The organism is Thiohalorhabdus sp., assembly GCF_046545655.1.
Lineage (GTDB): Bacteria > Pseudomonadota > Gammaproteobacteria > Thiohalorhabdales > Thiohalorhabdaceae > Thiohalorhabdus.
On the sequence record NZ_JBKGZG010000039.1, the window covers coordinates 1 to 25,576 of the forward strand.

A 25,576-nucleotide genomic window follows, 5' to 3' on the forward strand; every position below is an offset into this window, starting at 1 on the left:
GCGCCACCAGCCCCAGGTTGTAATGGGCGAGGGCCGTGGAGCCCGGATCCTCCAGGAGGCGCTGGAAGGCCCGGCGGGCCTCCGGGTAGCGACCCAGGCGGTAATAGACGGTTCCCAGGTTGTGGTGCAGGGCGGGCTGGTCCAGGCCCGCTTCGCGAGCGGCCTCGAAACGCTCCAGGGCCTTTTCGAGATGGTCGGCCCGGTAGGCGGCGAGGCCTTCCTCGAAGGCCTCGGAGCCGGAAGCGGCAGAGGTGTCGGTGGGGAGCAGAAGGAGGAGAGCCAGAATGCCTGGCAGGAACGGGCGGGCCCGGGTGGCCATGGATGGTCCCCTGTTCTTGCGACTGGGTTTGCGTCGTAAGGCAGCAAGCGGCCCGCCGGACGATCCGGCGGGCCGCTTGCCCGCATTCTAGCCAGCGAAGTGGCCGATGCGTAAGGGTTACCCCTTAAGGGGCCGATAGCGGTTTATCGCACCCCATCCCGGGTTTGCTCCTTGTATTCCTCGGCTTCCTCCTTGAGATCATTGGACCGTGCGGCCTCGCCGGCCTCCTTGTGCTCCTCGCGGAGCTCCTCCTGCTCCCGCTTCATCTCGCGGGCGTTCTCGCGGGCCTCGTCGGAGAGCTCCCGGGCATCCTCGTCCTCGATGCCGCCATCCTGGGCCTTCTCGGCAAGCTCCCGGGCTTCGCCGTCCATGCCCATGCGCTCGCCTTCCTCGGCCCGCTCGCCGTCGCCGTTCTCCCCGCGGGCCCGGGCCTCGTCAGCAGCCTCCTCGGGCAGCTCGATGGAATTGGACACGGAATCGGCCACCTCCTGGCCGGTAGCGCCCTCTTCGACCACGTCCATGGTCACCTCGGCCCCTTCCTCCTGGGCCTGGGCCGGAAGGGCCAGGCCGGCGGCGAGCAGGGCGATGGCGGCGGTCATGGTGGAATTGCGCATGATGTTTCCTCCTTCTTGGGTATGTCGGTGGTTCCCGACGCTGGTCGAATCAGGTTTGCCGCAGGCCCGGGGTTCGGCTGGACTCCGGGGATCCGCGGGGAACAATGCTCAGTTCGAGCCGCTGCTGGCGGTCCCCGTAGCGAACGGCGGCTTTCAGCCGTCCCTCGCGGGCGTCGCGTAGCACCACCGGCAGCTCCAGGAGGTTGGCGCCGGGCTCCAGGTCGGCATGCCAGCGCAGCCGGGCCTGTCCCGGCCGGCCCGCCAGCTCCAACCCCTCCGGGAGCTCAATGGAGAGGTCGGCGCCTTCCACGCGCCGGGAGCTGCGGACCAGCAGTTTGACGGTATCCGCCTCGCCGGGGGTCAGCGCCACGGTGGCCGGACCCTGCTCCGTGGGACCGGGGGCCACGGCGGGCTGGAAGAGCCAGGCCCCCAGGGCCAGCAGCAGGCTGGCGGCCAGCCCCGCCGTGCCGGCCAGGGCGGTGATGCGCCCCCGGTGCCCGCGCTCGGCGCGCTCCCGGGCACCGGCCACCAGATCCCGGGAGGGTCCGGGCACCGGGAGGTCACGGAGGGCTTGGCGCAAAACCTGGGCCTCCGCCAGGCGGTCGGCGCACTCGGCGCAGCCGTCCAGGTGCCCTTCCAGGTCCGCGACGAGGGCCCCGTCGAGGACGCCGTCCAGGTAGTCGTCGATATGGTGCTTGGCGTGCTCGCAGCGCATGGCTTTCACCTCCTTCCCCCTGACACGCCCGCCGGCCTCAAAGGGTTCCATCCTCGGCGAGCAGCTCCCGCAGCCGGGCGCGGGCGCGGTGCAGCCGGGATTTCAGGGTGCCGGCCGGGACTTCCAGCAGGGTCTCCAGCTCGGCGAGGGTGTAGCCCTCCATGTCGTGGAGGGCCACCACGGCGCGGTGGTGGTCCCCGAGCTGGCGCAGGGCGTTCTGCAGGCGGGCCCGGGTATATCGGGCATTGGCCTCCTCTTCGGGACCGGGGGCCTCGCTGGGCATCTGGTCGGAGGGATCGCCCTCCGCTTCCTCCCGGCCCTCCCCGATGGGAACCACACGCCGGCGCCTCCGCTTGCGGTGGCTGTCCACGAACATGCGGTACAGCACCCGGGTGAGCCAAGGGCGGAGGTCTTCCACCGCGGCAAGCTCCCGGGTCCGCGGGTAGAGCTTGACCAACAGGTCCTGGACCAGGTCCTCCGCCTCCTCCCGGCTGCCGGTGAAGCGGAAGGCCAGGCGGTAGAGGACATCCACGTGGGGACGGACCAGGGCGTCGAAGTCCACCGGGTCTCCCCCCATGTCGTTGCTGGGCTTCCGGGCTTTCATACCCCTCCACACGTCTGCCGTCCGGCGATGGTTCCACTTGTCCGGAGGAAAAGGTACATTCGGGGCTCCCGTCCGGGGACAATTCCGCCCCGCTCCCGCATGGTGACAGAGGTCCGCGGCATGTCCGGCATCGCATCGAAAGGAACGACTCCCGTCCAGGAGGCGCCCCTGCGCGCGCTCCTGGACGGCGTCAACCAGGTTCTGCTGGGCAAGGAGGAGGCCGTGCGGCTGGCCGTGACCGGTCTGCTGGCCCGGGGGCACCTCCTCATCGAGGACCTGCCCGGCGTGGGCAAGACCACCCTGGCCCACGCCCTGGCCCGGCTGCTGGGCCTGGACCTGCAGCGCATCCAGTTCACGAGCGACATGCTGCCCGCCGACATCATCGGCGCCTCGGTGTACGAGCGGGCCACCGGCGGCTTCGTGTTCCACCCGGGGCCGCTTTTCGCCCAGATGGTGCTGGCCGACGAGGTGAACCGCGCCACGCCCAAGACCCAGAGCGCCCTGCTGGAGGCCATGGGCGAGGGCCAGGTGACCGTGGAGGGGGAGACCCGGCCCCTGCCGGTGCCCTTCTTCGTCATCGCCACCCAGAATCCCCTGCACCAGATCGGCACCTTTCCCCTGCCCGAGTCCCAGCTGGACCGCTTCCTCATGCGCCTGACCCTGGGCTACCCGGACGTCCGGGCGGAGCGGGAGCTGCTGGAGGGCGAGGACCGCGGGGCGCTGGTCCAGCGCCTGGCGCCCGTCATGGCGCCGGAGGACCTGGCCAGCCTGCAGGAGGCCGTGTCGCGGGTCCACGCCGCCCCGGCGCTTCTGGACTACATCCAGGCCCTGCTGGGGCACACCCGCGAGGGGGGGCGCTTCCGCAGCGGCCTCTCCCCGCGCGCAGGCCTGGCCCTGCTGCGGGCGGCCCAGGCCTGGACCCTGGTGGATGGCCGGGAGGCGGTGCTCCCCGAGGACGTCCAGGCCGTGTTCCCCGCCGTGGCCGGCCATCGGCTCCACCCCGCCGGGAGCGCCGAGGGGCCGTCCGGCGATGCCCACGCCGCCGCCGTCCTGGACGAGGTGGCCATCCCCTGATGCGGATGCCGCGCCTGCTGCGGGGGCTGGTGGACCGCCTGGTGGACCGGCGCATGGGGCTGCAGGGAGCCAGCGTTCGGCTCACCTACCGCCGCATTTTCATCCTTCCCACCCGCGCGGGCATGGGCTTCGCCGCCCTGCTGGGGGCCGTGTGGCTCGCGGGCGTGAACTACGGCAACAGCATGGCCTACCTGCTGGCCTTCCTCCTGGCCGGGACGGCCCACGCCGCCCTGCTCCATACCTTCCGCAACCTGCTCGGCCTGCGCGTATTGGGCGCGGAGGCGGAGCCCGTCTTCGCCGGCGGCGTGGCCCGCTTCCGGGTGCAGCTGCAAGACCCCGACGGGAGGCGCCGGCCGGGACTGTTCCTTCTGCGCGAATCGCGCGAGGGCCGCGCGGTGGACGTTCCGGCCTCCGGCACCGGGGGGCTGGTCCTCGAGGTCCCGGCCCCGGCCCGGGGCTACCTGCCGGTGGGGCGCTTCGTGGTGGGGACCCGTTTCCCCACCCGGCTGTTCCAGGCCTGGTCCTGGGTGCGGCCCGACTGGGGCTGCGTGGTCTATCCCCGCCCGGAGGAAGGCGCCGTGCCGGAGCCCGCGGGTGGATCCGCCGCGACCGGCGAGGCGGAGGAGGGGGCGACGGGCGACGGCGACGAGGACTTCCGCGGCCTGCGCCGCTACCAGGCCGGGGACCCGACGCGGCATGTGGCCTGGCGGCTGGTGGCCCGCGGCCAGGACCCCCACACCAAGGTGTTCGCCGGGGCGGCGGCGAGCCCCGTGTGGCTGGACTGGGCGGCCCTGCCGGGGCTGGATGCGGAGGCCCGACTGGCGCGGCTGACCCGCTGGGTGCTGGACGCCGAGCGCCAGGGCCGCCCCTATGGGCTGCGGCTGCCGGGGGAGGAGATCCCCCCGGGGCGGGGTCCGGACCACCGCCATCGCTGCCTAACCGCCCTGGCGTACCATCCGGCATGAACCGCGCACCGGCCCTATCCACCTCCATGGTTGCCGCCCTGCTGGCGGTGCTGGGCGGGGTGCTGGTACCGCATCTCGCCCACCTGCCCCTGTGGGTGACCGCCGGAGTGGTGGCGGCCGGCCTGCTGCGCTGGCGGATTGCCCGCAAGGGGAGCGGCCTGCCGCCGCGGTGGCTGCTGGCGGGCCTGACCCTGGGGGTGACCGCGGGGATCTGGGCCGCCTTCGGCACCCTGGCCGACCTCTCCGCCGGCGTGGCCCTGCTGGCGGCCATGGGCGGCCTGAAGCTGCTGGAGCTGCGCCGCCGCCGTGACGCCCTGGTGCTCATTTACCTGGGCTTCTTCCTGGTGGGGGCCCAGTTCCTGTTCTCCCAGGCCCCCTGGACCGGTGCCTATCTGTTGGGGGCGGTGTGGGCGCTTACCGCCTTGCTGGTGGCGGCGGGGCGGGACGCGGAGGAAGAGTCCCCGTGGGCCCACGCCGGCCTGGCGGGGCGGCTGGTGGCGCAGGCAGTGCCCGTGGCGGCGGTGCTGTTCCTGTTTTTCCCGCGTCTGGACGGCCCCCTGCTGGGGCTTCCGGAGGAAGGCAGCGCAGTGACCGGGCTCGACGACCGCCTGGCGCCGGGGGCCGTCAGCCGGCTCAGCCGCTCCGACGCGGTGGCGTTCCGGGCCACCTTCGCCGACGCCCCGCCGCCCCCCGGGCAGCGCTACTGGCGCGGTCCGGTGCTGGCCGCCTACGACGGCCGGGAATGGCGCCCTGCGGAGGCTGCGGAGGAACCGCCGGAGCTCGGCGGGGAGGAGGGCGCCGAGCTGGACTACCGGATCCTGCTGGAGCCCCACTCCCGCCGGTGGCTGTTCGCCCTGGACCTGCCGGTCCGGGACGGAGGCGACGCCCGCCGGGATGGCGACGCCGTGCTGCGCACCGAGGACCCGGTGCGGGAGGTGATCCGGTACCGCATGCGGTCCCGCCTCCACGCGGGCCTCGGGGAGGAGCTGGAGGGGGCCGTGCGGGACCGCCATCTCCGTCTACCCGAAGAGGCCCATCCCCGGGCTCGGGAACTGGCCAAGGAATGGGAGGCGGAGGCCGCGGATGCGGAGGAGGTGCTGCAACGGGCCCTGGGCTATCTGCGGCGGCAGGACTTCGCCTACACCCTGAAGCCGCCCGACTACGGGGAGAACTGGGTGGATCGCTTCCTGTTCGAGGAGCGTTCCGGGTTCTGCGGCCACTACGCCGGGGCCTTGGCCTTCCTGATGCGGGCGGCGGGGGTGCCCGCCCGGGTGGTGACGGGCTATCTGGGCGGCGAGCCCAATCCGGCCGGAGACTACCTGATCGTCCGCCAGTCCGACGCCCATGCCTGGACCGAGGTGTGGCTGCCGGAGGAGGGCTGGGTGCGGGTGGACCCCACGGGGGCAGTGGCCCCCGACCGGGCCGAGGAAGGCCTGGGGGAGTCGGTGCCCGAGGAGGATCCGGTGCCTTCCATGGCCCGTTCGGAAGGAAGCTGGCTGCGGGATGTCCGGTTCCGCATCGACGCCCTGGAGACCGCCTGGAACCGTTGGGTGCTGGGCTACGACGCCCAGGTTCAGCGGGACGTGCTGGGGAGTGTGGGGCTCGGCGACTGGCCGCGCATGGTGGCCGGTCTCGCCGCGGGCCTGGCCCTGGCCGGGGGGCTGGTGGCCGGCCTGGTGCTGTGGCGGGGGCGCACCCGTCGGGATCCGGCGGTGGCCGCCTTCGCCCGCCTGGAGCGCAAGCTGGCCCGGGCCGGGGTCCGGCGCGGACGGGCGGAGGGGCCGGCGGCCTTCGGCGAGCGCGCCGCCGCGGCCCTGCCGGACCAGGCCGAGGCGGTCCGCCGGGCCGTTTCCGCCTACATCCGGCTGCGGTATACGCCGGAGGGCCCCGAAGGGGGCCTGCGGGAGCTGCGGCGGAGGGTGGCGGAGGTTCGGGGGCCCTGGAAGCGGCAGGCAGCCGGGAGGGACACGAGCGGTCCCTGAACCGGCTCACTCCGGCAGGCGGTCGTCCTCCTCGCCGGCGAGGATGGCCTTGGCGCGCTCCAGCAGCCCGGGGGCGGGCTCCCGGCGCAGGGTGGCATCCCACTGCGGGAACAGGTTCTGCTCCTCCCGCCCCTCGTGCTTGGCCAGGCTGCCTGAGAGGATTCCCATGAGGGCCGCAACCATGGAGGCGTCGGCCGCCTCGCCCAGGCTGGCCATCTCCCGGATCTCCGCCACCTCCTTCAGGATGTTGTCGTGCTCGTGGAGCATGGTGTTGGTTGGGTCGCCCTGGGGGCGCTCCTCCGGGATGCCGAAGTGGGGGGCGAGGACGTCGTTCTCGCAGTAGATGTGGCGGCGCAGGCCCTGGTAGGCGGAGTCCAGCAGGGGCAGGGCAGCGTCCACCTCGCCCTTGTTGGCGTGCTGGAGGGCGATGGCGATCATGCGGTCGAGGCGCTCGTGGTCCCGGGAGAGCAGGTCGGTGAGGGAGTCGGGCTCCACGGACTCCCGGTCCACCACCCGGACCCGCCATGTGCCGTTGTCGGCCTCTTCGATCTCCCAATGGAAGCGGTTGCGCATCATGAGCGCCACCGCCTGCATGAGCAGGGTGGGCTCCTCGGCGAAGAGGAGGTCCAGGGTCTGCCCTTCCTCCCGCTGCTGGACGCCGGCCAGGGCCGCCATGCGCGGTCGCGGCTCATCGCGGAGGTCCAGGGTATGGGGCTGATCGGCTGCGGTCATGGTCTCTCGCTCCGTTTCGGTCTACCCTTGCGTCCCGTGAACAGGATCCCGCCTTGCCGGAGGCCGACCGCCTCCCCGGGAAGTGCGGTTTAGCCTACCCCGACCCATCCAGAGAGCAAAGCCATGGCTGACGATTACCGCCCGGCCCTCGCCGACTATTTCGACCAGCTGGAGGCGAAGTACGCCGACGGCAACGGCGACTTCTCCTTCGACGCCCTTAGCGACGAGGAGCTTCTGGAAGTGGAGCGCCTGGGGCGGCACGCCATCTACGAGGACCCCCAGGTGACCGCCCAGGAGAAAATCAACCTCAAGCCGCTGCTCCTGCTGGTGGAGAAACAGCGGGAGAAGCGGGGTCTTCCCACCCCGGACGCCTGATTCCGCCCGTTCCCTCAAGTTCCCGGCGTCGTTGACCGCGAACGAGGAGGCCCGGGAGCGGATGCGCCAGCCTGCGGAGGCGATGGGGCGGATTCGCCGGGAGCAGTCCTCCTGGCCTTTCGCCCCGGGCCCGCCGTGACCCGCCGCCCACGGACGCTGGCTCCCCGCCTAGTCGGGAGGATCGGTTCCCGGCCTGCCTCCCGGTCGGGCCTTCCGGGGTGTCCCGGACGGGGCCCGATTTCGGTTTCCGGCTGGGCGTGGTCCAATGGTTCTGAGGCCCGCGTCCGGATGATCCCACCCCTTTGGTTTCCCATCCGTTCGGGGTACCTTGTCCCGCTTTCCACGCAACCGGAAACGGGAGGACGGCAGCATGGTGGTCCAGGAGCTCCTGACCGTCGCCACGGAAGGGCGGGGTACCTACGAGATCACCGGCCGCATCCAGGAAGTGGTGCGGAATGCCGGGTGCCGGGTGGGCACCTGCCACGTCTTCCAGCACCACACCAGCGCCTCCCTCATCGTCACGGAGAACGCCGACCCCACCGTGCGCCGGGATCTGGAGACCATCGCCGAGCGCCTGGCCCCGGACGGCGACCCGGCCTACCGCCACGACCTGGAGGGCGCCGACGACATGGCGGCCCACATCCGCAGCGTCCTCACCAGCACGGAGGTCACCCTGCCGGTTTCCGAGGGTCGCTGCGTGCTCGGTACCTGGCAGGGGGTCTACCTCTGGGAGCATCGCTACGCCGGCTTCCGGCGCCGGGTGACGGTGACGGTGCAGGGCGAATAAGCAACAGGAAGGGATTCCCCATGGCCGATAGTCGACAGCAGCAGTCTCCCCGGCCCGTGCGCCTGGCGGACTACACCCCGCCCGCTTACCTGGTGGACACCGTGCAGCTGCGCTTCGAGCTGGGGGAGGAGTGGACCACGGTGAGCTCCCGTCTGACCGTGCGGGCCAACCCCGAGCGCATGGAGCCCGGGCCGCTGGTCCTGGACGGCCGCGAGCTGGAGCTGCTGGAGGTGGCCGTGGACGGCCGGCCCCTGGAGGAGGGGGAGTACGCCCTGGAGGCCGAGTCGCTGACCCTGCCCGGAGTCCCCGAGCGGTTCACCCTGGAGGTGGCCACCCGCATCCGGCCACAGGAGAATACCGCCCTGGAGGGCCTCTACAAGTCCAGCGGCACCTTCTGCACCCAGTGCGAGCCGGAGGGGTTCCGGCGCATCACGTACTTTCCGGACCGCAGCGACGTCATGGCCCGGTATACCACCACCATCGTGGCCGATAAGGGGCGCTACCCGGTGCTGCTGTCCAACGGCAACCGCCTCGGCGCCGGCACCCTGCCCGACGGCCGGCACTGGGTGCAGTGGGAGGACCCCTTCCCCAAGCCCTCCTACCTGTTCGCCCTGGTGGCCGGCGACCTGGCCCGGGTGGCCGACTCCTTCACCACCATGAGCGGCCGGCAGGTGGCCCTGCACATCTACGTGGAGCACGGCAACGAGGACAAGGTGGACCACGCCATGCGCTCCCTGAAGGAGGCCATGGCCTGGGACGAGGCCACCTACGGCCGGGAGTGCGATCTGGACGTCTACCAGATCGTGGCGGTGGAGGACTTCAACATGGGGGCCATGGAGAACAAGGGCCTCAACATCTTCAACACCAGCGCCATCCTGGCCAGGCCCGAGACCGCCACCGACGCCGATTTCCAGCGCATCGAGGCCATCATCGGCCACGAGTACTTCCACAACTGGTCGGGCAACCGGGTCACCCTGCGCGACTGGTTCCAGCTCTCCCTCAAGGAGGGCTTCACCGTCTTCCGCGAGCAGCACTTCTCCGCCGACCGCTACTCGGCCCCGGTGCAGCGCATCGAGGACGTGCGCCGGCTGCGCACCGCCCAGTTCCCCGAGGACGACGGCCCCACCGCCCATCCGGTGCGGCCGGATTCCTACATCGAGATCAGCAACTTCTACACCCCCACCGTGTATGAGAAGGGCGCGGAGGTGGTGCGCATGATGTACCACCTGCTCGGCCCGGAGGACTTCCGGCGCGGCACCGACCGCTTCTTCGCCCGCCACGACGGGCAGGCGGTGACCACGGAGGATTTCGTGCGCGCCCTGGAGGAGGCCAGCGACCGGGATCTCAGCCAGTTCCGGCTGTGGTACACCCAGGCCGGTACCCCGCGCCTGTTCGTGGACGCCGAGCACGATCCGGGGGCGGCCACCTACACCTTGCGCATCCGCCAGGAGGTTCCCGAGACGCCGGGGCAGCCCCACAAGCGGCCCATGCACATCCCGGTGGCGGTGGGCCTGCTGGACCGGGCGGGCAACGGCCTGCCGCTGCGGCTGGAGGGCGAGGAGCCCGGCGGCACCACCCGGGTGCTGGAGCTGCGGGAGGAGGAGCAGGCCTTCACCTTCACCGGCGTGGGGGAGGAGCCCGTGCCCTCCCTGCTGCGGGGCTTCTCCGCCCCGGTGCGCCTGGAGCACGACCACCGGGACGAGGATCTGGCCTTCCTGCTGGCCCGGGACGAGGACCTGTTCAACCGCTGGGAGGCGGGCCAGGAGCTGGCCTGCCGGAGCCTCTTCCGCGGGGTGGCCGCCTACCAGGCCGGCGAGGAGATGCGCCTGGACGACACCCTGGTGGAGGCCTTCGGCGCCCTGCTGCGCGGGGACGCCGGGGACAAGGCCCTGGTGGCCGAGGCCCTGACCCAGCCCGACGAGGGCTATCTGGCCGATCTGATGGACTGGCCGGTGGACCCGGAGGCCATCCACCAGGCCCGGCGCTTCACCCGCGCCGGGCTGGCCCGGGCCCTGGGTGACGATTTTCTTTACACCTACCGGGCCAACCGCGAGGCGGGGGAGTACCACCCCGAGCCGGAAGCCATCGCCCGCCGGCGCCTCAAGAACCTGTCGCTGGCCTACCTGGTGGCGGGGGGCGTTGAGGAGGGTGTCGAGGCTGCCCGCGGGCAGCTCCGGGAGGCCACCAACATGACCGACCGCCTCGGGGCCCTGCGGCCCATGGTGGCGGAGGACGTCCCCGGTACCGCCGAGGCCCTGGAGGCCTTCTATGTCGAGTGGCAGGACGAGCCGGAGGTGGTGGACAAGTGGTTCGCCATCCAGGCCACGTCCCCCCATTACGGCACCCTTCCGGGGATCCGTCGCCTGCTGGAGCACCCCGCCTTCAACTTCAAGAACCCCAACAAGGTGCGGGCGGTGCTGGGCGCCTTCGCCCGCGGCAATCCTTACCGGTTCCATGCCCCGGACGGCGAGGCTTACGCCTTCTTCGCCGATCAGGTGCTGCGCCTGGACCGCATCAACCCGCAGATGGCCGCCGCCCTGGCCCGGGCCTTCAGCCGCTACCGGCGCTACGACCAGGCTCGGCAGCGGCTCATGCGCGAGCAGCTGGAGCGCATCCGTCAGGATCCGCAGCTCTCCCGCGACACCTTCGAGATCGTTACCAAGAGCCTGGGCGCCGAGGAGGGGGGCTGAGCCAACCGGTGGCCCCCAGAGGTGTCGAAAAACTTAACGGTCCCCGCCCCGGCCTCCCGGGAAAGAGGCGGGGTTTTCCCTCACGAGCACCCTCGGCGACCGTGCCGCCGCCCCGGGCCCGTGGGCCCTTGAAGCCGTAGCCAATTCCGTTTCCCCCTGCCAAGCATTCCCTCCCTCCCACTCCCGGATCCCGCATCCAAGGCCTTTCCGGTCCCTCCTTCCCTAGGGGACATTACGGATGCCTGGTACGAACTGTTCGTGTCGAAAAAATTGACTCCCGGCCCCGGTCGGTCCCGCCCACGCCACGAAGCCGCGGACGCAGCCCGTTGTAATCCCCGGGCACTTGCCACCTGGCACGACCTTGGCAAGGGATGGGGAAACGGGGGGCGATCCGACCCCTCTACGGCATTGCAACCGCGACCAAGGGGAATTCCAGTCATGCAAGCCAATCGCAGCCTAGCCCTGGTAGCCGCCCTGCTGATCGGCTCCGCCGGGGCCGTCCAGGCCGAGATGCATGAAGAGGGCCATGCGGGCGGAACCGAGAAGTTCGAGAAGTACGACAAGGACGGGGACGGCAAGATCAGCATGGAAGAGGCCAAGGAGGCCGGTTCCGAGAAGCTGTCCGAGAATTTCGAGTCCTACGATCAGGACGGTGATAACGCCCTGGATCAGGGCGAGTTCGCCCGCTTCGAATCGGAAGAAACCGGCGAAGCGGAAGGCGGCAAGGAAGGCCATGAAGGCGGTGGCATGGAACAGGACGGCGGCGGTATGTAGGTGTTCCGTTCGTCTGTTGCGGCGGGGCCCCGTGGCCCCGCCGCTTTTTTGCACACATCCGCAGAGGTGTTTGGTATGGATCGGAAACGAAGCCTCGCCCTGGTGGCGGGCCTTCTCGTTGGCGCCTACGGCACGGCGCTTTCGGCGGGGCAGGATATCCAGTTCGAGCGCTACGATCGGGACGGGGACGGGGTGATCAGCCTGGACGAGGCCAAGGCGGCGGATTACGAGGTTCTGTCCGAACGTTTCGAGGCCTACGACGAGAACGGTGATGGTGCCCTTACCCCGGGGGAGTTCGCCCGCTTCGAGGAGACCCGGAAGCTCGACTTCGACGATTACGACGTCGACGGGGATGGGGACATCAGCGCCGCCGAGGCGGAGGAGTACGGGCCCGAGGAGCTGTCCGGCAACTTCGAGGAGTACGACCGGGACGAGAATCAGACCCTCGACCGGGACGAGTTCGCACAGTTCGAAAACGACTACGCCGAGCAGGTGGCGGAAGGCGACCGGCTTGAGCGCTACGATACCAACGGCGACGGGGTCGTGAGCATGGAGGAGGCCCGGGAAGGCCCCGCCCTGCTCTCCGAGCAGTTCGAAGAGTACGACGTGGACAACGACGGCAACCTCGACGAGGGGGAGTTCGCCCGTTTCGAGGCCGACCACGGCGGCAAGGACCTGGAGCGCAAGCGGGAGCGCCAGACCGACGGCATGGATTAGCGGCCGGCTGTCGCCGGCCCAAGAGCGGTGCAGCGCCGGGGGCCCTTGCTCCCGGCGTTCTTATGTCCAGCCCGCGGTGTGAAGAGCCGGGGGCTCTAGGGGCGCGGAAGCTCCCCCTCACCGGCGTCGGCGGAGGCCAGCGCCCCCTTCCCGGGCACCCGGGCGGTATGGCGGTCGCACTGGCCGAGCTGCAGGGTGGGCGGGTCCATGGAGATCCGGATGGAGCCGGCCCGGCGCAGGGCGCTCAGGCCGAGGATGGGACGTGAGCTGTCGGGGAACACGGCCGCCTCCACGCCGTTCAGGAAGCAGTCCTCGCCGATTCGCACCCGATCGATCCGGTAGACCGGCACCACCTTGCGGCTGCCGTCCGCCATGCGCCCGGCCAGGTTCTTGACGAAGGTGGCCTGCTCCCGGTCCTGGAGGTCGCGCAGGGTGGACTCACGGATGGCCATGTGGCTGGAGCCCGTGTCCACCAGGAACTCCGCCGACCGGGACCCGCCCAGCTCCACGGGGACGTAGAAGGTGTCGGAGCCCTTTTTCTCCATGGGGATCCGGGCATCGGTGGCCTTCGCAACGGGGGCGGCCAGCAGCAGGCCGAGGGCGATGGGGGCGAAACGCGAAAGGAGCATGATTCCGGGGCACCCTGGTTTAAGAAGTGAGCGCATACTACCACTGCGATTCGGGGGTGCCTAGGGTTCTCCCGGGATCTCCTAGGGAATGTCCGGATGCCGCTAGTGCCGGGCGAAGGAGCGGCCAGGGGGCGTCGAACGGGTTCGGCCGCTCCCCCGGCGGCCTATCGTCGGCGCCCGCGCGCATCCCGCCGGGCCTCGGTGGGGAGGTCCTCGCCCCGGTGGCGGGCGCGGATGCGCGGGGAGTTCTTAACGGGGTTGCTGAAGGCCACCTTGCCGTGCAGCACGCAGCCCTTCATGCCCGGATCGCAGGCGCGGTCCTTCACGCGCCGGCAGCGGCCAGCGGATTCATGCGGGCATCCCCAGCTTCCCATGGGATCCTCCAAGGTGGGAAAGTCCGCAATCATTTTGCAGGATAAACCGCCGGCCGTCAGGGGACCGGAGCCGGCGGAATCAGGCGCCGAGGGGATCGGTCTCGAAGCTTGCCTCGCCGGTGGCCCGGTCGATGGTGATACGGAGGAAGCCGTCCGCGGGCACCGTGTGGGCCTGGTCGGCGCAGTAGGAAGGGACGCGGCCGGTGAAGGAGACGAAGGCCTTCACCCGGAGGTTGCCGGCGGACTCCTCCAGCTGATGGACGGAGAGGCGCAGGTCCACGTCGAAGCCGGGCCAGGCCTCCAGGGGGCAGAATTCCTCCAGCGGCACCCCCCAGTTGTTGCGCAGGAGCTCCTCCCGCAGGGTCTCCTCGAAGGCGGGCGTTCCCGCCGCCCGCAGGCTTTCCCGCAGATGCACCGGTTCGCTCATGGCTCCCTCCACGCAATTTCCGAGCGATCCACTAGGGATTAAGGAAATAATGTAAATGGGATGCCATTTTGGGTCCAGCCGGCTTTTCCCCGATGGAACCTGCTTCCCGCCGGGGAGTTTGGGCGGTGCTCCCGCCCCGGTTAGAATCATGGCGGTGCCCCCCGGTTTCTGCCCGGGGGACTCCGACCCCGCGGGCGCAAGCCCCGGTGCAGGCCACCACCCTCGCGCCCATGGGCGCGAACCCGGTAACAGTGTCCATTCCCCTTTCATGCATGCAGCCATCCCGGCTCCGGGGAGCCGTCCCGGCGGCCCCGGACGGTCGTTCACCCCTTGCCGCGGACCGGATGCAGGAGAACGTGCGTGCCCTATAAGAAGATCGGCGACCACGGAATTATCGGCAACGGCGCCACCATCGCCCTGGTGGGGCTGGACGGGGCCGTGGACTGGATGTGCAGCCCCACCATGGATTCGCCCTCGGTGTTTGGCGCCATCCTCGATGACCGTAAGGGCGGGCGCTTCGCCGTCACCCCCGAGGCCTCCTGGGACTCGGCCCAGCACTATTTCCGCGAGACCAACGTGCTACAGACCCTGTTCCGCACCGCCGAGGGGGAGGCCGAGGTGGTGGACTTCATGCCCGCCGGGGAGGAGGCCCGGAGGCTGGCCGGCGGGCGGGACCACCTGATCCGCCGGATCACGGCGCTTTCGGGGGAAATGGCCCTGGCGGTGGAGTGCAGCCCGCGCCCCGACTACGCCCGGGAGCACCCCGAGCGGGAGTACCTGGACGAGCGCCGCTGGCGGATCCCGGACGGGGAGGCCTTCCATGTTTTCTCCGCCACCGTGCCGCTGGATTGGGAGGGGGATCGCGCCCGGATTCGCCTGCGGGCCGGGGAACGGGTGTTCCTGTGCTTCAGCCGCGGTGGAGAAGGTCTGGCCCAATCGGGGGTGGAGAACCTGCAGGCGGTGCTGGAGGCCACCCACCGGTACTGGCTGGATTGGTCGCACACGGAGGAGGTGACCCGGTATCCGGCGGAGCGCTTCTGGCGCGAGAGCCTGGACCGGGCGGCGCTCGTCCTGAAGCTCCTGCAGTTCGAGGACACCGGCGCCATCGCCGCCGGGGCCACCACCTCCCTGCCCACCATCCTCTACGGCGAGCGCAACTGGGACTACCGCTTCAGCTGGATCCGGGACACCGCCATGACCCTGGCGGCGCTGTTCGAGCTGGGGCACTCCGAGGAGGTCACCCGCTACCTGGACTGGCTGAAGGAGCTGTGCGCCCATGAGCCTCCGGGGCGTCTGCAGATCATCTACCAGCTCACCAAGGCCGAGCCGCCCGGCGGCGAGACCCGGCTGGAGCACCTGGAGGGCTACAAGGGCAGCTATCCCGCCCACATCGGCCAGTACAACGTGGGCCAGCACCAGCACGACATCTACGGCGAGCTTCTGGAGACCATCTTCGCCGTGTCCCGCTACGTGGGGAAGATCGACATGGAGCACTGGGAGTACCTGCGCCCCATGGTGGACACGGTGTGCGGGATCTGGCGCGACGCGGACTCGGGCATCTGGGAGATGCGCACCGGGCCCCACCACTACGTCCATTCCAAGCTCATGTGCTGGGTGGCCCTGGACCGGGGCATCAAGGTGGCCGAGCACTACGGCCTGCCCGGCGATCTGGAGCGCTGGCGGGCGGAGCGCGCCGCCGTGCGCGCCGACATTCTCGAGCGCGGCTACCGGGACGACCTGGGCAGCTTCACCCAGCACTACGACACCGACGCCGTGGACGCCTCCCTGCTCATGATCCCCATCGTGGGGTTTTTGCCGGCGGACGACCCCCGGGTGGCGGGCACCATCGCCCGCATCGAGGAGGAGCTGCTGGTGGACGGGACCATGCTGCGCTACCGCATGGACGACGGCCTGCCCGGGCAGGAGCACGGCTTCATGATCTGTCTGTTCTGGTACGTGGACTGCCTGATCCTGCAGGGCCGGCTCAACGAGGCGGGCGCGCATCTGCGGCGCATCGACCGCTTTTCCAACCACCTGGGGCTGTTCGGCGAGCAGTACGACCCGCGCTACAAGGAGATCACGGGCAACATCCCGCAGGCCTACTCCCACATCGGCTTCGCCGTAACCGCCATCCGCTACCTGAACGCGCGCCGTACCCAGAACCCCCGGCCCCACCGGCTGGGCTGGGGGTCCCGCCTGGGCCTCCTGGCCCGGCCGCGGCTGCTCAATCCGGAGGCGCCCGTGGGGCAGCTCCGCGAGAACCCGGCGGAGGAGCTCAAGCGGGCGGTGAACACGGTGCGCGGCCACTTCTACGACGGCCACCGCCAGCGGGTGGATTACCACCTGGTGCGGGGCTCCGGCTACTACCGCCGCTTCCGGGAGGTGGCGGCGGACCTGGCCGCCTTCGACCCCGGCAGCCTTGCCACCGACGCCGAGCGCATGGCCTTCTGGATCAACGTCTACAACGCCATCGTCATCCACGGCGTCATCGAGCTGGGGATCCGGGACACCATCCGGGAGGTGCCCTGGTTCTTCCGCGGGGTGCGCTACCGGGTGGGGGAGCACACCTTCACCCCCAACGAGATCGAGCACGGCATCCTGCGCGGCAACCGCCGGGCCCCCTGGCGCCTGCGGCGGGCCTTCGGGCCGGGCGACCCCCGCCGGGAGCTGGCCGTGCGGGAGCCCGACTTCCGCGTCCACTTCGCCCTGGTGTGCGGCAGCCGCTCGTGCCCTCCGGTGGAGGTGTTCGAGGCCGATGGCCTGGAGGAGCAGCTGGAAACGGCGGCCAAGATCTTCCTGAACGCCACCACCCGGGTGCGACCGGAGCGGGAGACGGTGGGGGTGTCCCGCCTTTTCTGGTGGTACCGGAACGACTTCCCCGCCGAGGACGCGGAGCTGGTCCGCTACATCGCCCGGCGGCTGTTCGATCGCGAGCTGGGCACGTGGATGGAAAAACGGGCGGATTCCATGCAGTTACGCTATCTGCCCTACGACTGGCGGCTGAACGAGTCCTAGATAAGGTATGGAAATATAATTAAATAAAAATATAATGACGCGCCTTTTGGCCCGGTTCCAGACGTGCCGGGCGCGAAAGCGTCCCCCAAGGATCCCGTAACAACGGGCCCTCGGGGTCCACCAGAAGGAGCTTCAACCATGGCCAAATCCTACGCCGGCAAGGCCCTGACGGGCCTCGGCTTGCTTACCCTTCCGTGGGGCGTCCTGGCCAGTGACTTGGGCGAAACCATCGCCCAGGAAGGGAATGACCAGGGTGCCCAGGCCTGCGTTTCGTGCCACGGCGCGGATGGCAGCGGCAACGCCTCGTCGGGCTTCCCCCGGCTGGCGGGGCTCGACGCCTCTTACCTCGCCAAGCAGCTGGGGGACTTCCAGTCCGACGCCCGGAACGAGCCGGTCATGAACCCCATCGCCCAGGGGCTGTCCGCCGAGGAGATCGAGGCCGTGGCCGAGTATTACGGGGACATGCCGGCCCCCGAGAGCGCCGACTCCGGCACCGACGCCTCCGAGGAGCAGCTGGCGGGGGGCGAGGCCATTGCCGAGCGCGGCCTGTGGGACAAGGGCGTGCCCGCCTGCACCAGCTGCCACGGCCCCGATGGCCAAGGCGTCGGCGACGCCTTCCCCGCCATCGCCGGGCAGCACGCCGGCTACATCACCAGCCAGATCGAGGCCTGGCAATCCGGCAAGCGCTCCAACGACCCCAACCGGCTGATGGCCGAGGTGGCGGAGCGCATGACCGAAGAGGAAGCCGAGGCGGCGGCGGCGTATTTCGCCTCCCTTCCCGCCCCGGGCTCCCAGGAATAACCCGCAGCCAGGCAAGGAGAGAACAGCAATGGAGAGGACCCATAAGGAGCGAAGCCAGTCCGGTCTGGTGGGCGCGGGCCTGCTGACGGCATTCCTGATGGCGGGAGCCGCCGCCGCCGAAGACGACCTGGACGCCCAGGTGGAGCTGGAGCAGTCCCCCGCCGCCGGCGAGGAGGGGTACCACCAGCCGCCCGCCATCGCCGACATCCCCGACGACCAGTTCGGCGAGGCGGTGCGCCGCGGCATGAAGGCCTTCAACAACACCCTGGAATACGCCGGCGAGTACGTGGGCAACGGCCAGAACTGCTCCAACTGCCACCTCGGCAACGGCACGGTGGCCAACTCCGCGCCGCTGTGGGGCGCCTGGCCCGTCTACCCCAAGTACCGGGGCAAGAACGACCACGTGAACACCATGGATGAGCGCATCCGCGGCTGCTTCACCTACTCCATGAACGCGGGGAGCTCCGAGGCCGGCGGGCCGCCCGAGCCGGACAGCCAGATCCTCAAGGACATGCAGGCCTACATGTTCTGGCAGGCGAAGGGCGCGCCGGTGGGCGAGAACATACCGGGCCGGGGCTACAAGGAGGTGCCCGAGCCCGAGGACGGCTACAGCGTCGAGCGCGGCGAGCAAGTGTACGACGAGCAGTGCGCCATCTGCCACGGCGACGACGGCGAGGGCGAGTTCACCGAGTCCGGCGAGCAGGTCTTTCCCGCCCTGTGGGGCCCCAAGGCCTACAACTGGGGCGCCGGCATGCACCGGGTGAACACCGCCGCGTCGTTCATCAAGTACAACATGCCGCTGGGCAAGGCCAATCCGGCCAAGCTGGAGGGCGCCCTGAGCGACCAGGAGGCCTGGGACGTGGCCGCCTACATCAATAGCCACGAGCGCCCGCAGGACCCCCGCTTCGAGGGCTCCATCGGTGAGGCCGGGAAGAACTGGCACGAGCACGAGTGCCTCTACGGCAGCGAGGTTCGCGGCTCCAGGCTGGGCGAGGGCCTGGAGTAGCCCGGAGCTCTTCCGGTCCTGTCGCGCATAAGGGCGCCCTCCGGGGCGCCCTTTTTCGTGGTGGCTGCGTCCTACTTCCGGGGTACCGGTAGCGGCCCGTGGGCCAGCTCCGGGATGCGCTCCGGGGGCACCGGCGGGCTGAAGCCGAAGCCTTGCACTTCATGGCAGCCCATGGAGTGGAGGGCGGCAGCCTGGACGCGGGTCTCCACGCCCTCGGCGATCGTGCCCATGCCCAGCGGCCGGGCCAGGTTGACGATAGCTCGCACCAGCTCGGCGGTGTCGCCCAGGGAGATCTCCCGCACGAAGGCGCGGTCGATCTTGAGGGTGTCCATGGGGAAGCGCCGCAGATAGCTCAGGGCGCTGTACCCGGTGCCGAAATCGTCCAAGGCCAGGCGGATGCCCCGGTCGTTCAGGGCCTGCAGGACGACGCCCACCTCCGGGATCTCCTCCATGAACAGGCTCTCGGTGATCTCCAGCTGGAGGCGGTCGGCGGGCAACCGGGTGCGGCTCAAGATCGCGGCCACCCGATCCACCAGGTTGCCCTGCAGGAATTGGCGGGCGGACAGGTTCACGCTCAGCTTGAAGGGGGGAAGGCCCGCGTTCACCCAGGTCCGGGCCTGGGCGCAAGCCGTCTCCAACGCCCATTCTCCCACCCGGTCGATGAGGCCCATCTCCTCCAGCAGGGGGATGAATTCGCTCGGGGGGACGGTCCCCCGCTCGGGGTGGCTCCAGCGAAGCAGGGCTTCCACACCCATCATGCACCCCCGCCCCAGGTGGTACTGGGGCTGATAGAGGAGGTACAGCTCGCCCCGGTCGAGGGCCTGGCGGAGCTCGGCCTCCAGCCCCAGGTGTCGGGCCGTGGGGCCCTCCAGGGAGGGAGAGAAAACGGCATAGTTGTCCCGGCCCCGGGCCTTGGCACTTTGAAGGGCTTGGTCGGCCTGCCGCAGCAGCCTGCCGGGGGTCGGGGCGTGGCGGGGGAACAGGCTGAAGCCCGCATTGGCGGTCACGTAGAGCTGATGGCCGTCGATGCAGAAGGGCTCGGAGAGAGTGTCGAGGATCTGCCGGGCCAGGGGGTGAAGCTGGTCCGCCCCTGCCAGGTCCTCGAGCAGCAGGGCGAACTGGTCGCCGCTGAATCGGGCCACGGTGCTGCCTTGCGGGACGCTGGCCCGGAAGCGGGTTGCCACCTCCCGCAGGAGCCGGTCGCCCACCTCGTGCCCCAGGGAGTCGTTGATGCGGGTGAAGCGGTCCAGGTCCACCAGGGCCACGGCCAGCTCCCGGTGGGCCGCCCGCTCACGGCACAGGGCCCCCTCCAGACGGTCGTTGAACAGGTGGCGATTGGGCAGCCGGGTGAGGGGGTCGAAATGGGCCAGGAATTGGGCGCGGTCCTCCGCCTCCTTCAGGCGGGTCACGTCCTGGACCACCCCGATGACCCGGGTCGGCCCCTCCGCGCCGCCTTCCACTCGGGCCCGGCTGAACACCACCCGTTCCCCCTCGGTGGGATGGAGGAGGCGGAATTCCAGCTCGTATACGCCGCCCGGCTCCAGGGGGCGGCGCAGGGCGTTCCCCACCAGGGGGCGGTCCGCGGGGGGCACCCGCCGCAGCAGGGCCCTGGCGTTCGGCGCGGTGCCGGGGTCGATCCCCAGGATGCGGTAGGTCTCCTCCGCCCAGAAGAAGCGACCCGATTCCGGGTGGCGCTCCCAGGTCCCCACCTGGGCGAGCCGCTGGGCTTCCCGCAGCCGGCTCTCCATGGCAAGGCGCTCGGTAACGTCCCGGCCGGTGGCCACAAGGTGGTGGATCCGGCCTTGGCCGTCAGTGACGGGGGTGATGGTCTCCTCCACGTGGAAGAGCTCCCCGTTGCGGCGCCGGTTGGTGAAGGTATTGCGGTAAACGGCCCCCGCGGTGACGGTCTCCCAGAGATCCCGGTAGCGCTCCGGCCCGTGGACCCCGGAGGTGAGCAGGGCGCCGATGGAGGCGCCCACGGCCTCCTCCCGGGGGTAGCCGGTGGTCCGCACGAAGGCCGGGTTGACGTATTCGATCCGCCCGTGCGGGTCGGTGATCCAGACCATGTCCCCGGACTGCTCGAGGGCCGAGGAGAGCTTGTTCATTTCGGCCTCGATCCGCTTGGCGGCGGTGATGTCCCGTGCCACGGTGGAGTAGTGGGTGAGGCATCCGGTCTCGTCCCGATGGGCGAGGATGGTCTGGGAAACGGGGACCTCCTCCCCCGAGGCGGTGAGGAAGGCCGACTCCCCCTCCCAGCAGCCCTCCTGCTCGGCGCGTGGCAGGGCCTCCTCCAGGATCCGCTCCCGGGCCCACGGGGCCAGGGCGTCCCGGAGGTGGGGCGGGTTCTCGGCCTCTCCGGGCTCCCTGCCGAGCATCCGCCACCCCCCGGCGTTGCGGTACAGGACGCGGCCGTCGGGGTCGGCGATGCCCACAAAGTCGGGGGTGGCCTCCAGGACCCCCACCAGGCGCTCGCGCTCCCGCCGCCACTGCTGGCGCGCCCGCAGGGTCCGGATGCCGTGGGCGAGGTCCTCGGCGAGCTGATGGAGGAGGTGGGTTTCCTCCTCGTCGAAGGCATCGGGGACACCCGCGTAGATGGCCAGCACCGCGAAGGGTGTGTCCCTGTCCGCCATCATGGGGAGGGCGAGGACGGACTCGTAGCCCCGCTCCCGGGCGGCCTCCTGCCAGGGGCGGAAGGTGGGAGAGTCCTGGGTCGTGCGCTCCAGCACGGGCTGCCCATGGCGCAAGGCCCGCCCCACGGGGCCCTGGCCATGAACGTCCTCTCCCCAAGTGACCCGGACGGTCTCCAGGTATCCGGCCCCGTGGCCGCTCCACGCCACGGGGGTGACGATCCGGTCCGGATTGTCCTCGGGGCGGCCCACCCAGGCGAAGCGGTACCCGCCGACTTCCACCGCTTCCCGGCAGAGGGCCTCGAACAGCTCCTGCTCTTCCGTGGCGGCCACCAGGGCGCGATGTCCGGCCCGGACCGTGTCCATGACCAGCTGGAAGCGCCGGCGGATGGTCTCCAGGGCCCGGCGCTCGCTCCGGTCGGTGACCAGGAGGAGGGCGAGTCCAGGCTGGCCGGCGGGGAGCACGGACACGTCGGCCGGAAAGAGCTCCCCGTCGCACTGCCGCGCGGCGACCTCCCCGGAGGCTCCCGAAGGGGGCGAGCCGTCGCCAAGCACGGCTCGTACCTCCACCTCGAGGCGGGCGGCGGCCTCCTCGGGGAACAGCAGGTCCAGAGGCTGGCCCTTGGCCTCCCCTTCCGCATAACCGAACTGCTCCCGGGCGGCGGGATTGAGGAAGCGCACCCGAAGTGACCGATCTACGCCCAGGACGCCCTGGGCCATTCGCTCCATGAGCCCGGAGTCCAGACTCCAGGGGAGGGCCCCAGGCTCAGTGGGTCCGGCGCCGCCGTGTCCGCCGCCCGTGGGAGCGCTCATGTCAGTAGATTCTCCAGGTTCGCGGTCGATAAAGGGGAAGCATGCCCCGATGCGCATCCATCTGGGCCAAGAACTTGAGCTATAAGGAGAAAGCTCTTCCGGTCGGTGGGGCGTGTACGCAACCTATAACCTGTCCGGAAGCGGGGATCAAGGCGGTTCGGGCGTGTGGCGCGGAGACCGGGGGCCGGTCTCCGCCGCGGGGCAAATGCGTTAGAATCCATTCCCCGCCGTCGGGCGGGGGAAAGACCCAGTGCTGATACCTACACCGCAAGCATCGAGGTTATGGCGCCATGAAAGTAATCGTATCTGTTACCCACGGCACCGATGATCCGACCCAGGCCACCCTCGGCGTGCTGGCCGCCAAGGCCGCCGCGGATCAGGGCCACGACGTGACCCTTTGGCTGCAGGGCGAGGGTGCCGTGCTCGCCAATAAGAACGTCTATCCCCATGTCCAGGGGGTGAACATGCCGGCCATGAAGGACGCCGTGGAGGCCCTGGTGGACAAGGGCGTGCCCTTCTGGGTCTGCAAGGCCTGCGGCGCCGCCCGGGGCGTTACCGAGGACAACTGGGTTTCCACCGCCTCCTACCAGGGCATGGCCGATTTCGTCAGCGCCGCCCTGGAGGCCGACAAGAACATCGACTTCTAGGCGCCCTGGATCCCGGACGGGGATGGGCCCGCCGCTTCGCGGCGGGCCCTTTGTTGTTGGCAGGGGGGCAACGGCACGGGTTACAAAGGTTGGAGGCCCGTCTGGAGGACGCCCCCATGGCCGACCGCTTCCTTCCCCGGAACCGTTTCCCCGCCCTGATGGAGGCCCTGCGGGGCGCCGGCTACCGCTGCCTGGGCCCCCGGGTCCGGGAAGGGGCCATCGTCATGGAAGAGGTGGAACGGGTCGACGACCTCTGCTTCGGCCTGCGTGATCGGCAGGCCCCCGGGGCCTACCGCCTGGAGGAGGGGACGGGTCGCCATTTCGCCTGGGCCAACGGCCCCACCGCCCTCAAGCCCCTCACCTTCGCCCCCCGGGAGACCCTGTGGCGGGCGCGGCGCGCGGGTGGGGACCTGCGCTTCGAAGCCGCGGAGCCCGCGGCGGAGCCCCTTGCCATCATCGGCGCCCGGGCCTGCGACCTGGCGGGCCTGGCGCTCCAGGACCGCCACTTCCTGGAGGGGGAGCCGGATCCCTTCTACCAGGCCCGCCGCGAGCGCCTGTTCCTGGTGGCGGTGAACTGCACCCATCCCGCCGACACCTGCTTCTGCGCCTCCACCGGCGACGGCCCGCGCGCCGAGCACAGCTTTGATCTGGTGCTCTCCGAGCTGGACGAGGGCTTCCTGGTGGCGGCGGGCAGCGAGGTGGGGGAGGGCGTACTGACGGCGCTGCCCACGGAAGGGGCGAGCGGGGAGCAGCGCACCCGCGCCGACGCCGAGATCGAGGCCGCCGCCCGGGCCCAGACGCGATCCCTGCCGTCCGGCAACCTGCGGGATTTCCTGTTCGAGCGCCAGGAGCATCCGCGCTGGGAGGAGGTGGCCGAGCGCTGCCTGTCCTGCGGCAACTGCACCAACGTCTGCCCCACCTGCTTCTGCCACAGCCAGGAGACGGTTCCCGGCCTGGAGGGGGAGGTAAGCGACCAGGTCCGCCAGTGGGACTCCTGCTTCACCAGCGGCCACAGCTACCTCCACGGCATCGTGATCCGGGCCACCACCGCCAACCGCTACCGGCAGTGGCTCACCCACAAGCTGGGCGGCTGGCACGACCAGTTCGGGCGCAGCGGCTGCGTGGGCTGCGGCCGCTGCATCACCTGGTGCCCCACCGGCATCGACCTTACGGAGGAGGTGGCCGCCCTGGGCGAGGAGCCTGGCGGTGCGTAGGGGCGGGGCGTGGCTGCCCCGGGAGGCGGAGGTGGCGGCGCGGGTGGAGGAGAGCCCGGGCATCGTCACCCTGCGCCTGCGCCTCACCGACCCGGAGGCGCGCCGGGGCTACGGCTTCCAGCCGGGCCAGTTCAACATGCTCGGCGTCTTCGGGGTGGGGGAGGTGGCCATCTCCATCAGCTCCGACCCTGGGGATCCCGAACGGATCGGCCACACCATCCGGCGGGTAGGGCGGGTGACCGGCCCGTTGGTGGCCCTCGACGTGGGCGACCGCCTCGGGCTGCGCGGGCCCTTCGGCCGCGGCTGGCCCCTGGACCGCGCCGAGGGCAAGGACGTGCTGGTGGTCACCGGCGGCCTGGGCTGCGCCCCGGTAGTGTCGGTCATCGAGTACATCATGGCCCGCCGGTCCCGCTTCGGCCGCCTCACCATCCTGCAGGGGGTCAAGCACGGCGCCGACCTCATTTGGCGGCCCCGCTACGAGGCCTGGGCCCGGGACCCTGAGACGGAGGTGGGCCTGGCGGCGGATGTGCCGGGGGAGAACTGGCCCGGGCACGTGGGCCTGGTCACCGAGCTCCTCGACCGGGTGCGCCTGCGCCCCGGGCGGACCGCGGTCATGATGTGCGGGCCCGAGCCCATGATGCGGGCGGCCGCCCGGGATCTGATGGCGCGGGGATTTCCCGCGGACGACCTGTGGCTGAGCCTAGAGCGCAACCACCACTGCGGCAACGGGCGCTGCGGCCATTGCCAGCTCGGGCCCTACTTCGTCTGCCACGACGGGCCGGTATTCGCCTACAGCCAGGTGGGATCCTACCTCGCCCTCCCGGGGCTGTAGTCCGCCGCGGTTGGTTCCGGGCCCCCGGGTGGGTTATCGTGGGGAGTCAAGTGCTTTGCTCAGGCGTAGCGGACCGTTGCCGGGCCGCCGCCTGAATCATTTTTCAGCAGAAGGAACCGATCATGCAGGCTGCCAAGAACCGGGTCGTCTCCATCGACTACACCCTGAAGGACGCCGACGACCAGGTAATCGACACCTCCGAGGGCCGCGAGCCGCTGGCCTACATCCACGGCACCGGCCAGATCATCCCCGGCCTGGAGAGCGCCCTGGAGGGCAAGGGCCCCGGCGAGGACGTCTCGGTCACCATCACCCCCGAGGAAGGCTACGGCGAGCGGGACGACTCTATGGTCATGCAGATCCCCCGCGAGCAGTTCGAAGGGGCCGACCAGATCGAGCCCGGCATGCAGTTCCAGGCGGAGACCGACGAGGGCGTCCGGATCCTCACCGTCCTGGAGGCCGGCGATCAGGAGGTCACCGTGGACGGGAACCATCCCCTCGCCGGCGTGACCCTGAACTTCGACGTGAACGTGGTGGACGTGCGCGACGCCTCCCAGGAGGAGCTCGACCACGGCCACGTGCACGGCCCCGGCGGCCACGACCACTAGCAGGGCGTTGGGAAACGTCGCGAGGAAGGCCGGAGCAAGGCGCACACCGCCGCTCAGTTTCGCCGATCGAAACCCGGCGGGCATGCGGGAGAGCACGCACCGCGCAGCGACCGAGGCATATCGCCTAGATCGGTGAGGAAGCGAGCGGTGCGCAGCGCAGCAGATGGCCTCCGCAGCGGTTTCTCAGATGGGATGGACTCCCCCTCCCTTACACCGGCACTGAGGTGCCAGATTTGGT

General features: G+C 70.5%; 24 protein-coding genes. 15 read left to right on the forward strand and 9 right to left on the reverse strand.

The features are described 5' to 3' along the window. The 4 genes from ACLFRB_RS09265 to ACLFRB_RS09280 all read right to left on the reverse strand — a co-directional run. A partial coding sequence (locus ACLFRB_RS09265; protein ID WP_411068732.1) for a tetratricopeptide repeat protein occupies positions 1 to 319 on the reverse strand: 319 nt, incomplete at its 3' end. A gap of 143 nt (positions 320 to 462) precedes the next feature. Beyond that, positions 463 to 933, reverse strand: a complete 471-nt coding sequence (locus tag ACLFRB_RS09270) for a hypothetical protein (RefSeq protein WP_411068733.1) — start codon at positions 931 to 933, stop codon at positions 463 to 465. Positions 934 to 982: 49 nt separating this feature from the next. Further along, positions 983 to 1,648, reverse strand: coding sequence for an anti-sigma factor family protein (locus tag ACLFRB_RS09275; protein ID WP_411068734.1), 666 nt, complete (start codon positions 1,646 to 1,648; stop codon positions 983 to 985). A 37-nt stretch (positions 1,649 to 1,685) separates the two neighbouring features. After that, positions 1,686 to 2,252 (reverse strand): RNA polymerase sigma factor, encoded by a 567-nt coding sequence (locus ACLFRB_RS09280; protein WP_411068735.1) that lies wholly within the window; start codon positions 2,250 to 2,252, stop codon positions 1,686 to 1,688. A gap of 120 nt (positions 2,253 to 2,372) precedes the next feature. Here ACLFRB_RS09280 and ACLFRB_RS09285 point away from each other — a divergent pair, with 120 nt between their 5' ends. The 3 genes from ACLFRB_RS09285 to ACLFRB_RS09295 are packed head-to-tail and all read left to right on the forward strand — an operon-like array spanning position 2,373 to position 6,273. Further along, positions 2,373 to 3,326, forward strand: coding sequence for an AAA family ATPase (locus ACLFRB_RS09285; protein WP_411068736.1), 954 nt, complete (start codon positions 2,373 to 2,375; stop codon positions 3,324 to 3,326). Beyond that, the gene (locus ACLFRB_RS09290) at positions 3,326 to 4,291 is read left to right on the forward strand and encodes a DUF58 domain-containing protein (RefSeq protein ID WP_411068737.1); all 966 of its coding nucleotides are present in this window, start codon (positions 3,326 to 3,328) and stop codon (positions 4,289 to 4,291) included. Before ACLFRB_RS09285 ends, ACLFRB_RS09290 begins: the two co-directional genes overlap by 1 nt. Then, a complete protein-coding gene (locus tag ACLFRB_RS09295; RefSeq protein ID WP_411068738.1) occupies positions 4,288 to 6,273 on the forward strand; it encodes a DUF3488 and DUF4129 domain-containing transglutaminase family protein in 1,986 nt (661 codons plus the stop codon). The genes ACLFRB_RS09290 and ACLFRB_RS09295 overlap by 4 nt, the downstream gene beginning before the upstream one ends. Positions 6,274 to 6,279: 6 nt before the next feature. Here ACLFRB_RS09295 and ACLFRB_RS09300 read toward each other — a convergent pair whose 3' ends face one another. Further along, complete coding sequence (locus ACLFRB_RS09300) at positions 6,280 to 7,005, reverse strand: hemerythrin domain-containing protein (RefSeq protein ID WP_411068739.1); 726 nt, start codon at positions 7,003 to 7,005, stop codon at positions 6,280 to 6,282. Positions 7,006 to 7,128: 123 nt separating this feature from the next. On the opposite strand from ACLFRB_RS09300, the gene ACLFRB_RS09305 reads away from it, so the two are divergent. The 5 genes from ACLFRB_RS09305 to ACLFRB_RS09325 all read left to right on the forward strand — a co-directional run bounded on the left by ACLFRB_RS09305 (position 7,129) and on the right by ACLFRB_RS09325 (position 12,348). Beyond that, the gene (locus tag ACLFRB_RS09305) at positions 7,129 to 7,380 is read left to right on the forward strand and encodes a hypothetical protein (protein WP_411068740.1); all 252 of its coding nucleotides are present in this window, start codon (positions 7,129 to 7,131) and stop codon (positions 7,378 to 7,380) included. A 370-nt stretch (positions 7,381 to 7,750) separates the two neighbouring features. Beyond that, entirely contained in the window at positions 7,751 to 8,167 is a 417-nt protein-coding gene (locus ACLFRB_RS09310; RefSeq protein WP_411068741.1) for a secondary thiamine-phosphate synthase enzyme YjbQ, read from the forward strand. Between the two features lie 20 nt (positions 8,168 to 8,187). Then, positions 8,188 to 10,857 (forward strand): aminopeptidase N, encoded by a 2,670-nt coding sequence (gene pepN, locus ACLFRB_RS09315; protein WP_411068742.1) that lies wholly within the window; start codon positions 8,188 to 8,190, stop codon positions 10,855 to 10,857. Positions 10,858 to 11,295: 438 nt separating this feature from the next. Next, on the forward strand, positions 11,296 to 11,631 hold the full coding sequence (locus tag ACLFRB_RS09320; RefSeq protein WP_411068743.1) for a hypothetical protein: 336 nt from the start codon (positions 11,296 to 11,298) through the stop codon (positions 11,629 to 11,631). A 75-nt stretch (positions 11,632 to 11,706) separates the two neighbouring features. Beyond that, entirely contained in the window at positions 11,707 to 12,348 is a 642-nt protein-coding gene (locus ACLFRB_RS09325) for a hypothetical protein (RefSeq protein WP_411068744.1), read from the forward strand. A gap of 95 nt (positions 12,349 to 12,443) precedes the next feature. Here ACLFRB_RS09325 and ACLFRB_RS09330 read toward each other — a convergent pair whose 3' ends face one another. From ACLFRB_RS09330 to ACLFRB_RS09340, 3 genes are all read right to left on the reverse strand, one after another. After that, complete coding sequence (locus tag ACLFRB_RS09330; protein WP_411068745.1) at positions 12,444 to 12,977, reverse strand: TIGR02281 family clan AA aspartic protease; 534 nt, start codon at positions 12,975 to 12,977, stop codon at positions 12,444 to 12,446. A 164-nt stretch (positions 12,978 to 13,141) separates the two neighbouring features. Continuing rightward, positions 13,142 to 13,351 carry a hypothetical protein gene (locus tag ACLFRB_RS09335; RefSeq protein ID WP_411068746.1) on the reverse strand — a complete coding sequence of 70 codons (210 nt, stop codon included), beginning with the start codon at positions 13,349 to 13,351 and terminating at the stop codon, positions 13,142 to 13,144. A gap of 79 nt (positions 13,352 to 13,430) precedes the next feature. Continuing rightward, positions 13,431 to 13,778 carry a hypothetical protein gene (locus ACLFRB_RS09340; RefSeq protein WP_411068747.1) on the reverse strand — a complete coding sequence of 116 codons (348 nt, stop codon included), beginning with the start codon at positions 13,776 to 13,778 and terminating at the stop codon, positions 13,431 to 13,433. 360 nt (positions 13,779 to 14,138) lie between these two features. On the opposite strand from ACLFRB_RS09340, the gene ACLFRB_RS09345 reads away from it, so the two are divergent. The 3 genes from ACLFRB_RS09345 (at position 14,139) to ACLFRB_RS09355 (ending at position 18,600) form a co-directional block, all read left to right on the forward strand. After that, positions 14,139 to 16,793 carry a glycoside hydrolase family 15 protein gene (locus ACLFRB_RS09345; RefSeq protein ID WP_411068748.1) on the forward strand — a complete coding sequence of 885 codons (2,655 nt, stop codon included), beginning with the start codon at positions 14,139 to 14,141 and terminating at the stop codon, positions 16,791 to 16,793. 138 nt (positions 16,794 to 16,931) lie between these two features. Beyond that, on the forward strand, positions 16,932 to 17,594 hold the full coding sequence (locus ACLFRB_RS09350) for a c-type cytochrome (RefSeq protein ID WP_411068749.1): 663 nt from the start codon (positions 16,932 to 16,934) through the stop codon (positions 17,592 to 17,594). Positions 17,595 to 17,622: 28 nt separating this feature from the next. After that, the gene (locus tag ACLFRB_RS09355; RefSeq protein WP_411068750.1) at positions 17,623 to 18,600 is read left to right on the forward strand and encodes a c-type cytochrome; all 978 of its coding nucleotides are present in this window, start codon (positions 17,623 to 17,625) and stop codon (positions 18,598 to 18,600) included. 71 nt (positions 18,601 to 18,671) lie between these two features. Here ACLFRB_RS09355 and ACLFRB_RS09360 read toward each other — a convergent pair whose 3' ends face one another. Then, a complete protein-coding gene (locus ACLFRB_RS09360) occupies positions 18,672 to 22,040 on the reverse strand; it encodes an EAL domain-containing protein (RefSeq protein WP_411068751.1) in 3,369 nt (1,122 codons plus the stop codon). A gap of 290 nt (positions 22,041 to 22,330) precedes the next feature. Here ACLFRB_RS09360 and ACLFRB_RS09365 point away from each other — a divergent pair, with 290 nt between their 5' ends. From ACLFRB_RS09365 to ACLFRB_RS09380, 4 genes are all read left to right on the forward strand, one after another. Then, positions 22,331 to 22,687: a DsrE family protein gene (locus tag ACLFRB_RS09365; RefSeq protein ID WP_411068752.1), complete on the forward strand. Its 357-nt coding sequence runs from the start codon at positions 22,331 to 22,333 to the stop codon at positions 22,685 to 22,687. A gap of 116 nt (positions 22,688 to 22,803) precedes the next feature. Then, the gene (locus tag ACLFRB_RS09370) at positions 22,804 to 23,901 is read left to right on the forward strand and encodes a 4Fe-4S dicluster domain-containing protein (protein ID WP_411068753.1); all 1,098 of its coding nucleotides are present in this window, start codon (positions 22,804 to 22,806) and stop codon (positions 23,899 to 23,901) included. Next, positions 23,894 to 24,733: an FAD/NAD(P)-binding protein gene (locus ACLFRB_RS09375; protein WP_411068754.1), complete on the forward strand. Its 840-nt coding sequence runs from the start codon at positions 23,894 to 23,896 to the stop codon at positions 24,731 to 24,733. The genes ACLFRB_RS09370 and ACLFRB_RS09375 overlap by 8 nt, the downstream gene beginning before the upstream one ends. Positions 24,734 to 24,855: 122 nt before the next feature. After that, positions 24,856 to 25,338 carry an FKBP-type peptidyl-prolyl cis-trans isomerase gene (locus ACLFRB_RS09380; protein ID WP_411068755.1) on the forward strand — a complete coding sequence of 161 codons (483 nt, stop codon included), beginning with the start codon at positions 24,856 to 24,858 and terminating at the stop codon, positions 25,336 to 25,338. Positions 25,339 to 25,576 lie beyond the last annotated feature (238 nt).

Excerpts from the sequence above, each read along its gene's own strand:
- ACLFRB_RS09270 (WP_411068733.1), bottom strand. The coding sequence starts at position 933 with ATGCGCAATTCCACCATGACCGCCGCCATCGCCCTGCTCGCCGCCGGC.
- ACLFRB_RS09275 (WP_411068734.1), bottom strand. The coding sequence starts at position 1,648 with ATGCGCTGCGAGCACGCCAAGCACCATATCGACGACTACCTGGACGGC.
- ACLFRB_RS09280 (WP_411068735.1), bottom strand. The coding sequence starts at position 2,252 with ATGAAAGCCCGGAAGCCCAGCAACGACATGGGGGGAGACCCGGTGGAC.
- ACLFRB_RS09285 (WP_411068736.1), top strand. The coding sequence starts at position 2,373 with ATGTCCGGCATCGCATCGAAAGGAACGACTCCCGTCCAGGAGGCGCCC.
- ACLFRB_RS09290 (WP_411068737.1), top strand. The coding sequence starts at position 3,326 with ATGCGGATGCCGCGCCTGCTGCGGGGGCTGGTGGACCGCCTGGTGGAC.
- ACLFRB_RS09295 (WP_411068738.1), top strand. The coding sequence starts at position 4,288 with ATGAACCGCGCACCGGCCCTATCCACCTCCATGGTTGCCGCCCTGCTG.
- ACLFRB_RS09300 (WP_411068739.1), bottom strand. The coding sequence starts at position 7,005 with ATGACCGCAGCCGATCAGCCCCATACCCTGGACCTCCGCGATGAGCCG.
- ACLFRB_RS09305 (WP_411068740.1), top strand. The coding sequence starts at position 7,129 with ATGGCTGACGATTACCGCCCGGCCCTCGCCGACTATTTCGACCAGCTG.
- ACLFRB_RS09310 (WP_411068741.1), top strand. The coding sequence starts at position 7,751 with ATGGTGGTCCAGGAGCTCCTGACCGTCGCCACGGAAGGGCGGGGTACC.
- pepN (WP_411068742.1), top strand. The coding sequence starts at position 8,188 with ATGGCCGATAGTCGACAGCAGCAGTCTCCCCGGCCCGTGCGCCTGGCG.
- ACLFRB_RS09320 (WP_411068743.1), top strand. The coding sequence starts at position 11,296 with ATGCAAGCCAATCGCAGCCTAGCCCTGGTAGCCGCCCTGCTGATCGGC.
- ACLFRB_RS09325 (WP_411068744.1), top strand. The coding sequence starts at position 11,707 with ATGGATCGGAAACGAAGCCTCGCCCTGGTGGCGGGCCTTCTCGTTGGC.
- ACLFRB_RS09330 (WP_411068745.1), bottom strand. The coding sequence starts at position 12,977 with ATGCTCCTTTCGCGTTTCGCCCCCATCGCCCTCGGCCTGCTGCTGGCC.
- ACLFRB_RS09335 (WP_411068746.1), bottom strand. The coding sequence starts at position 13,351 with ATGGGAAGCTGGGGATGCCCGCATGAATCCGCTGGCCGCTGCCGGCGC.
- ACLFRB_RS09340 (WP_411068747.1), bottom strand. The coding sequence starts at position 13,778 with ATGAGCGAACCGGTGCATCTGCGGGAAAGCCTGCGGGCGGCGGGAACG.
- ACLFRB_RS09350 (WP_411068749.1), top strand. The coding sequence starts at position 16,932 with ATGGCCAAATCCTACGCCGGCAAGGCCCTGACGGGCCTCGGCTTGCTT.
- ACLFRB_RS09355 (WP_411068750.1), top strand. The coding sequence starts at position 17,623 with ATGGAGAGGACCCATAAGGAGCGAAGCCAGTCCGGTCTGGTGGGCGCG.
- ACLFRB_RS09360 (WP_411068751.1), bottom strand. The coding sequence starts at position 22,040 with ATGAGCGCTCCCACGGGCGGCGGACACGGCGGCGCCGGACCCACTGAG.
- ACLFRB_RS09365 (WP_411068752.1), top strand. The coding sequence starts at position 22,331 with ATGAAAGTAATCGTATCTGTTACCCACGGCACCGATGATCCGACCCAG.
- ACLFRB_RS09370 (WP_411068753.1), top strand. The coding sequence starts at position 22,804 with ATGGCCGACCGCTTCCTTCCCCGGAACCGTTTCCCCGCCCTGATGGAG.
- ACLFRB_RS09380 (WP_411068755.1), top strand. The coding sequence starts at position 24,856 with ATGCAGGCTGCCAAGAACCGGGTCGTCTCCATCGACTACACCCTGAAG.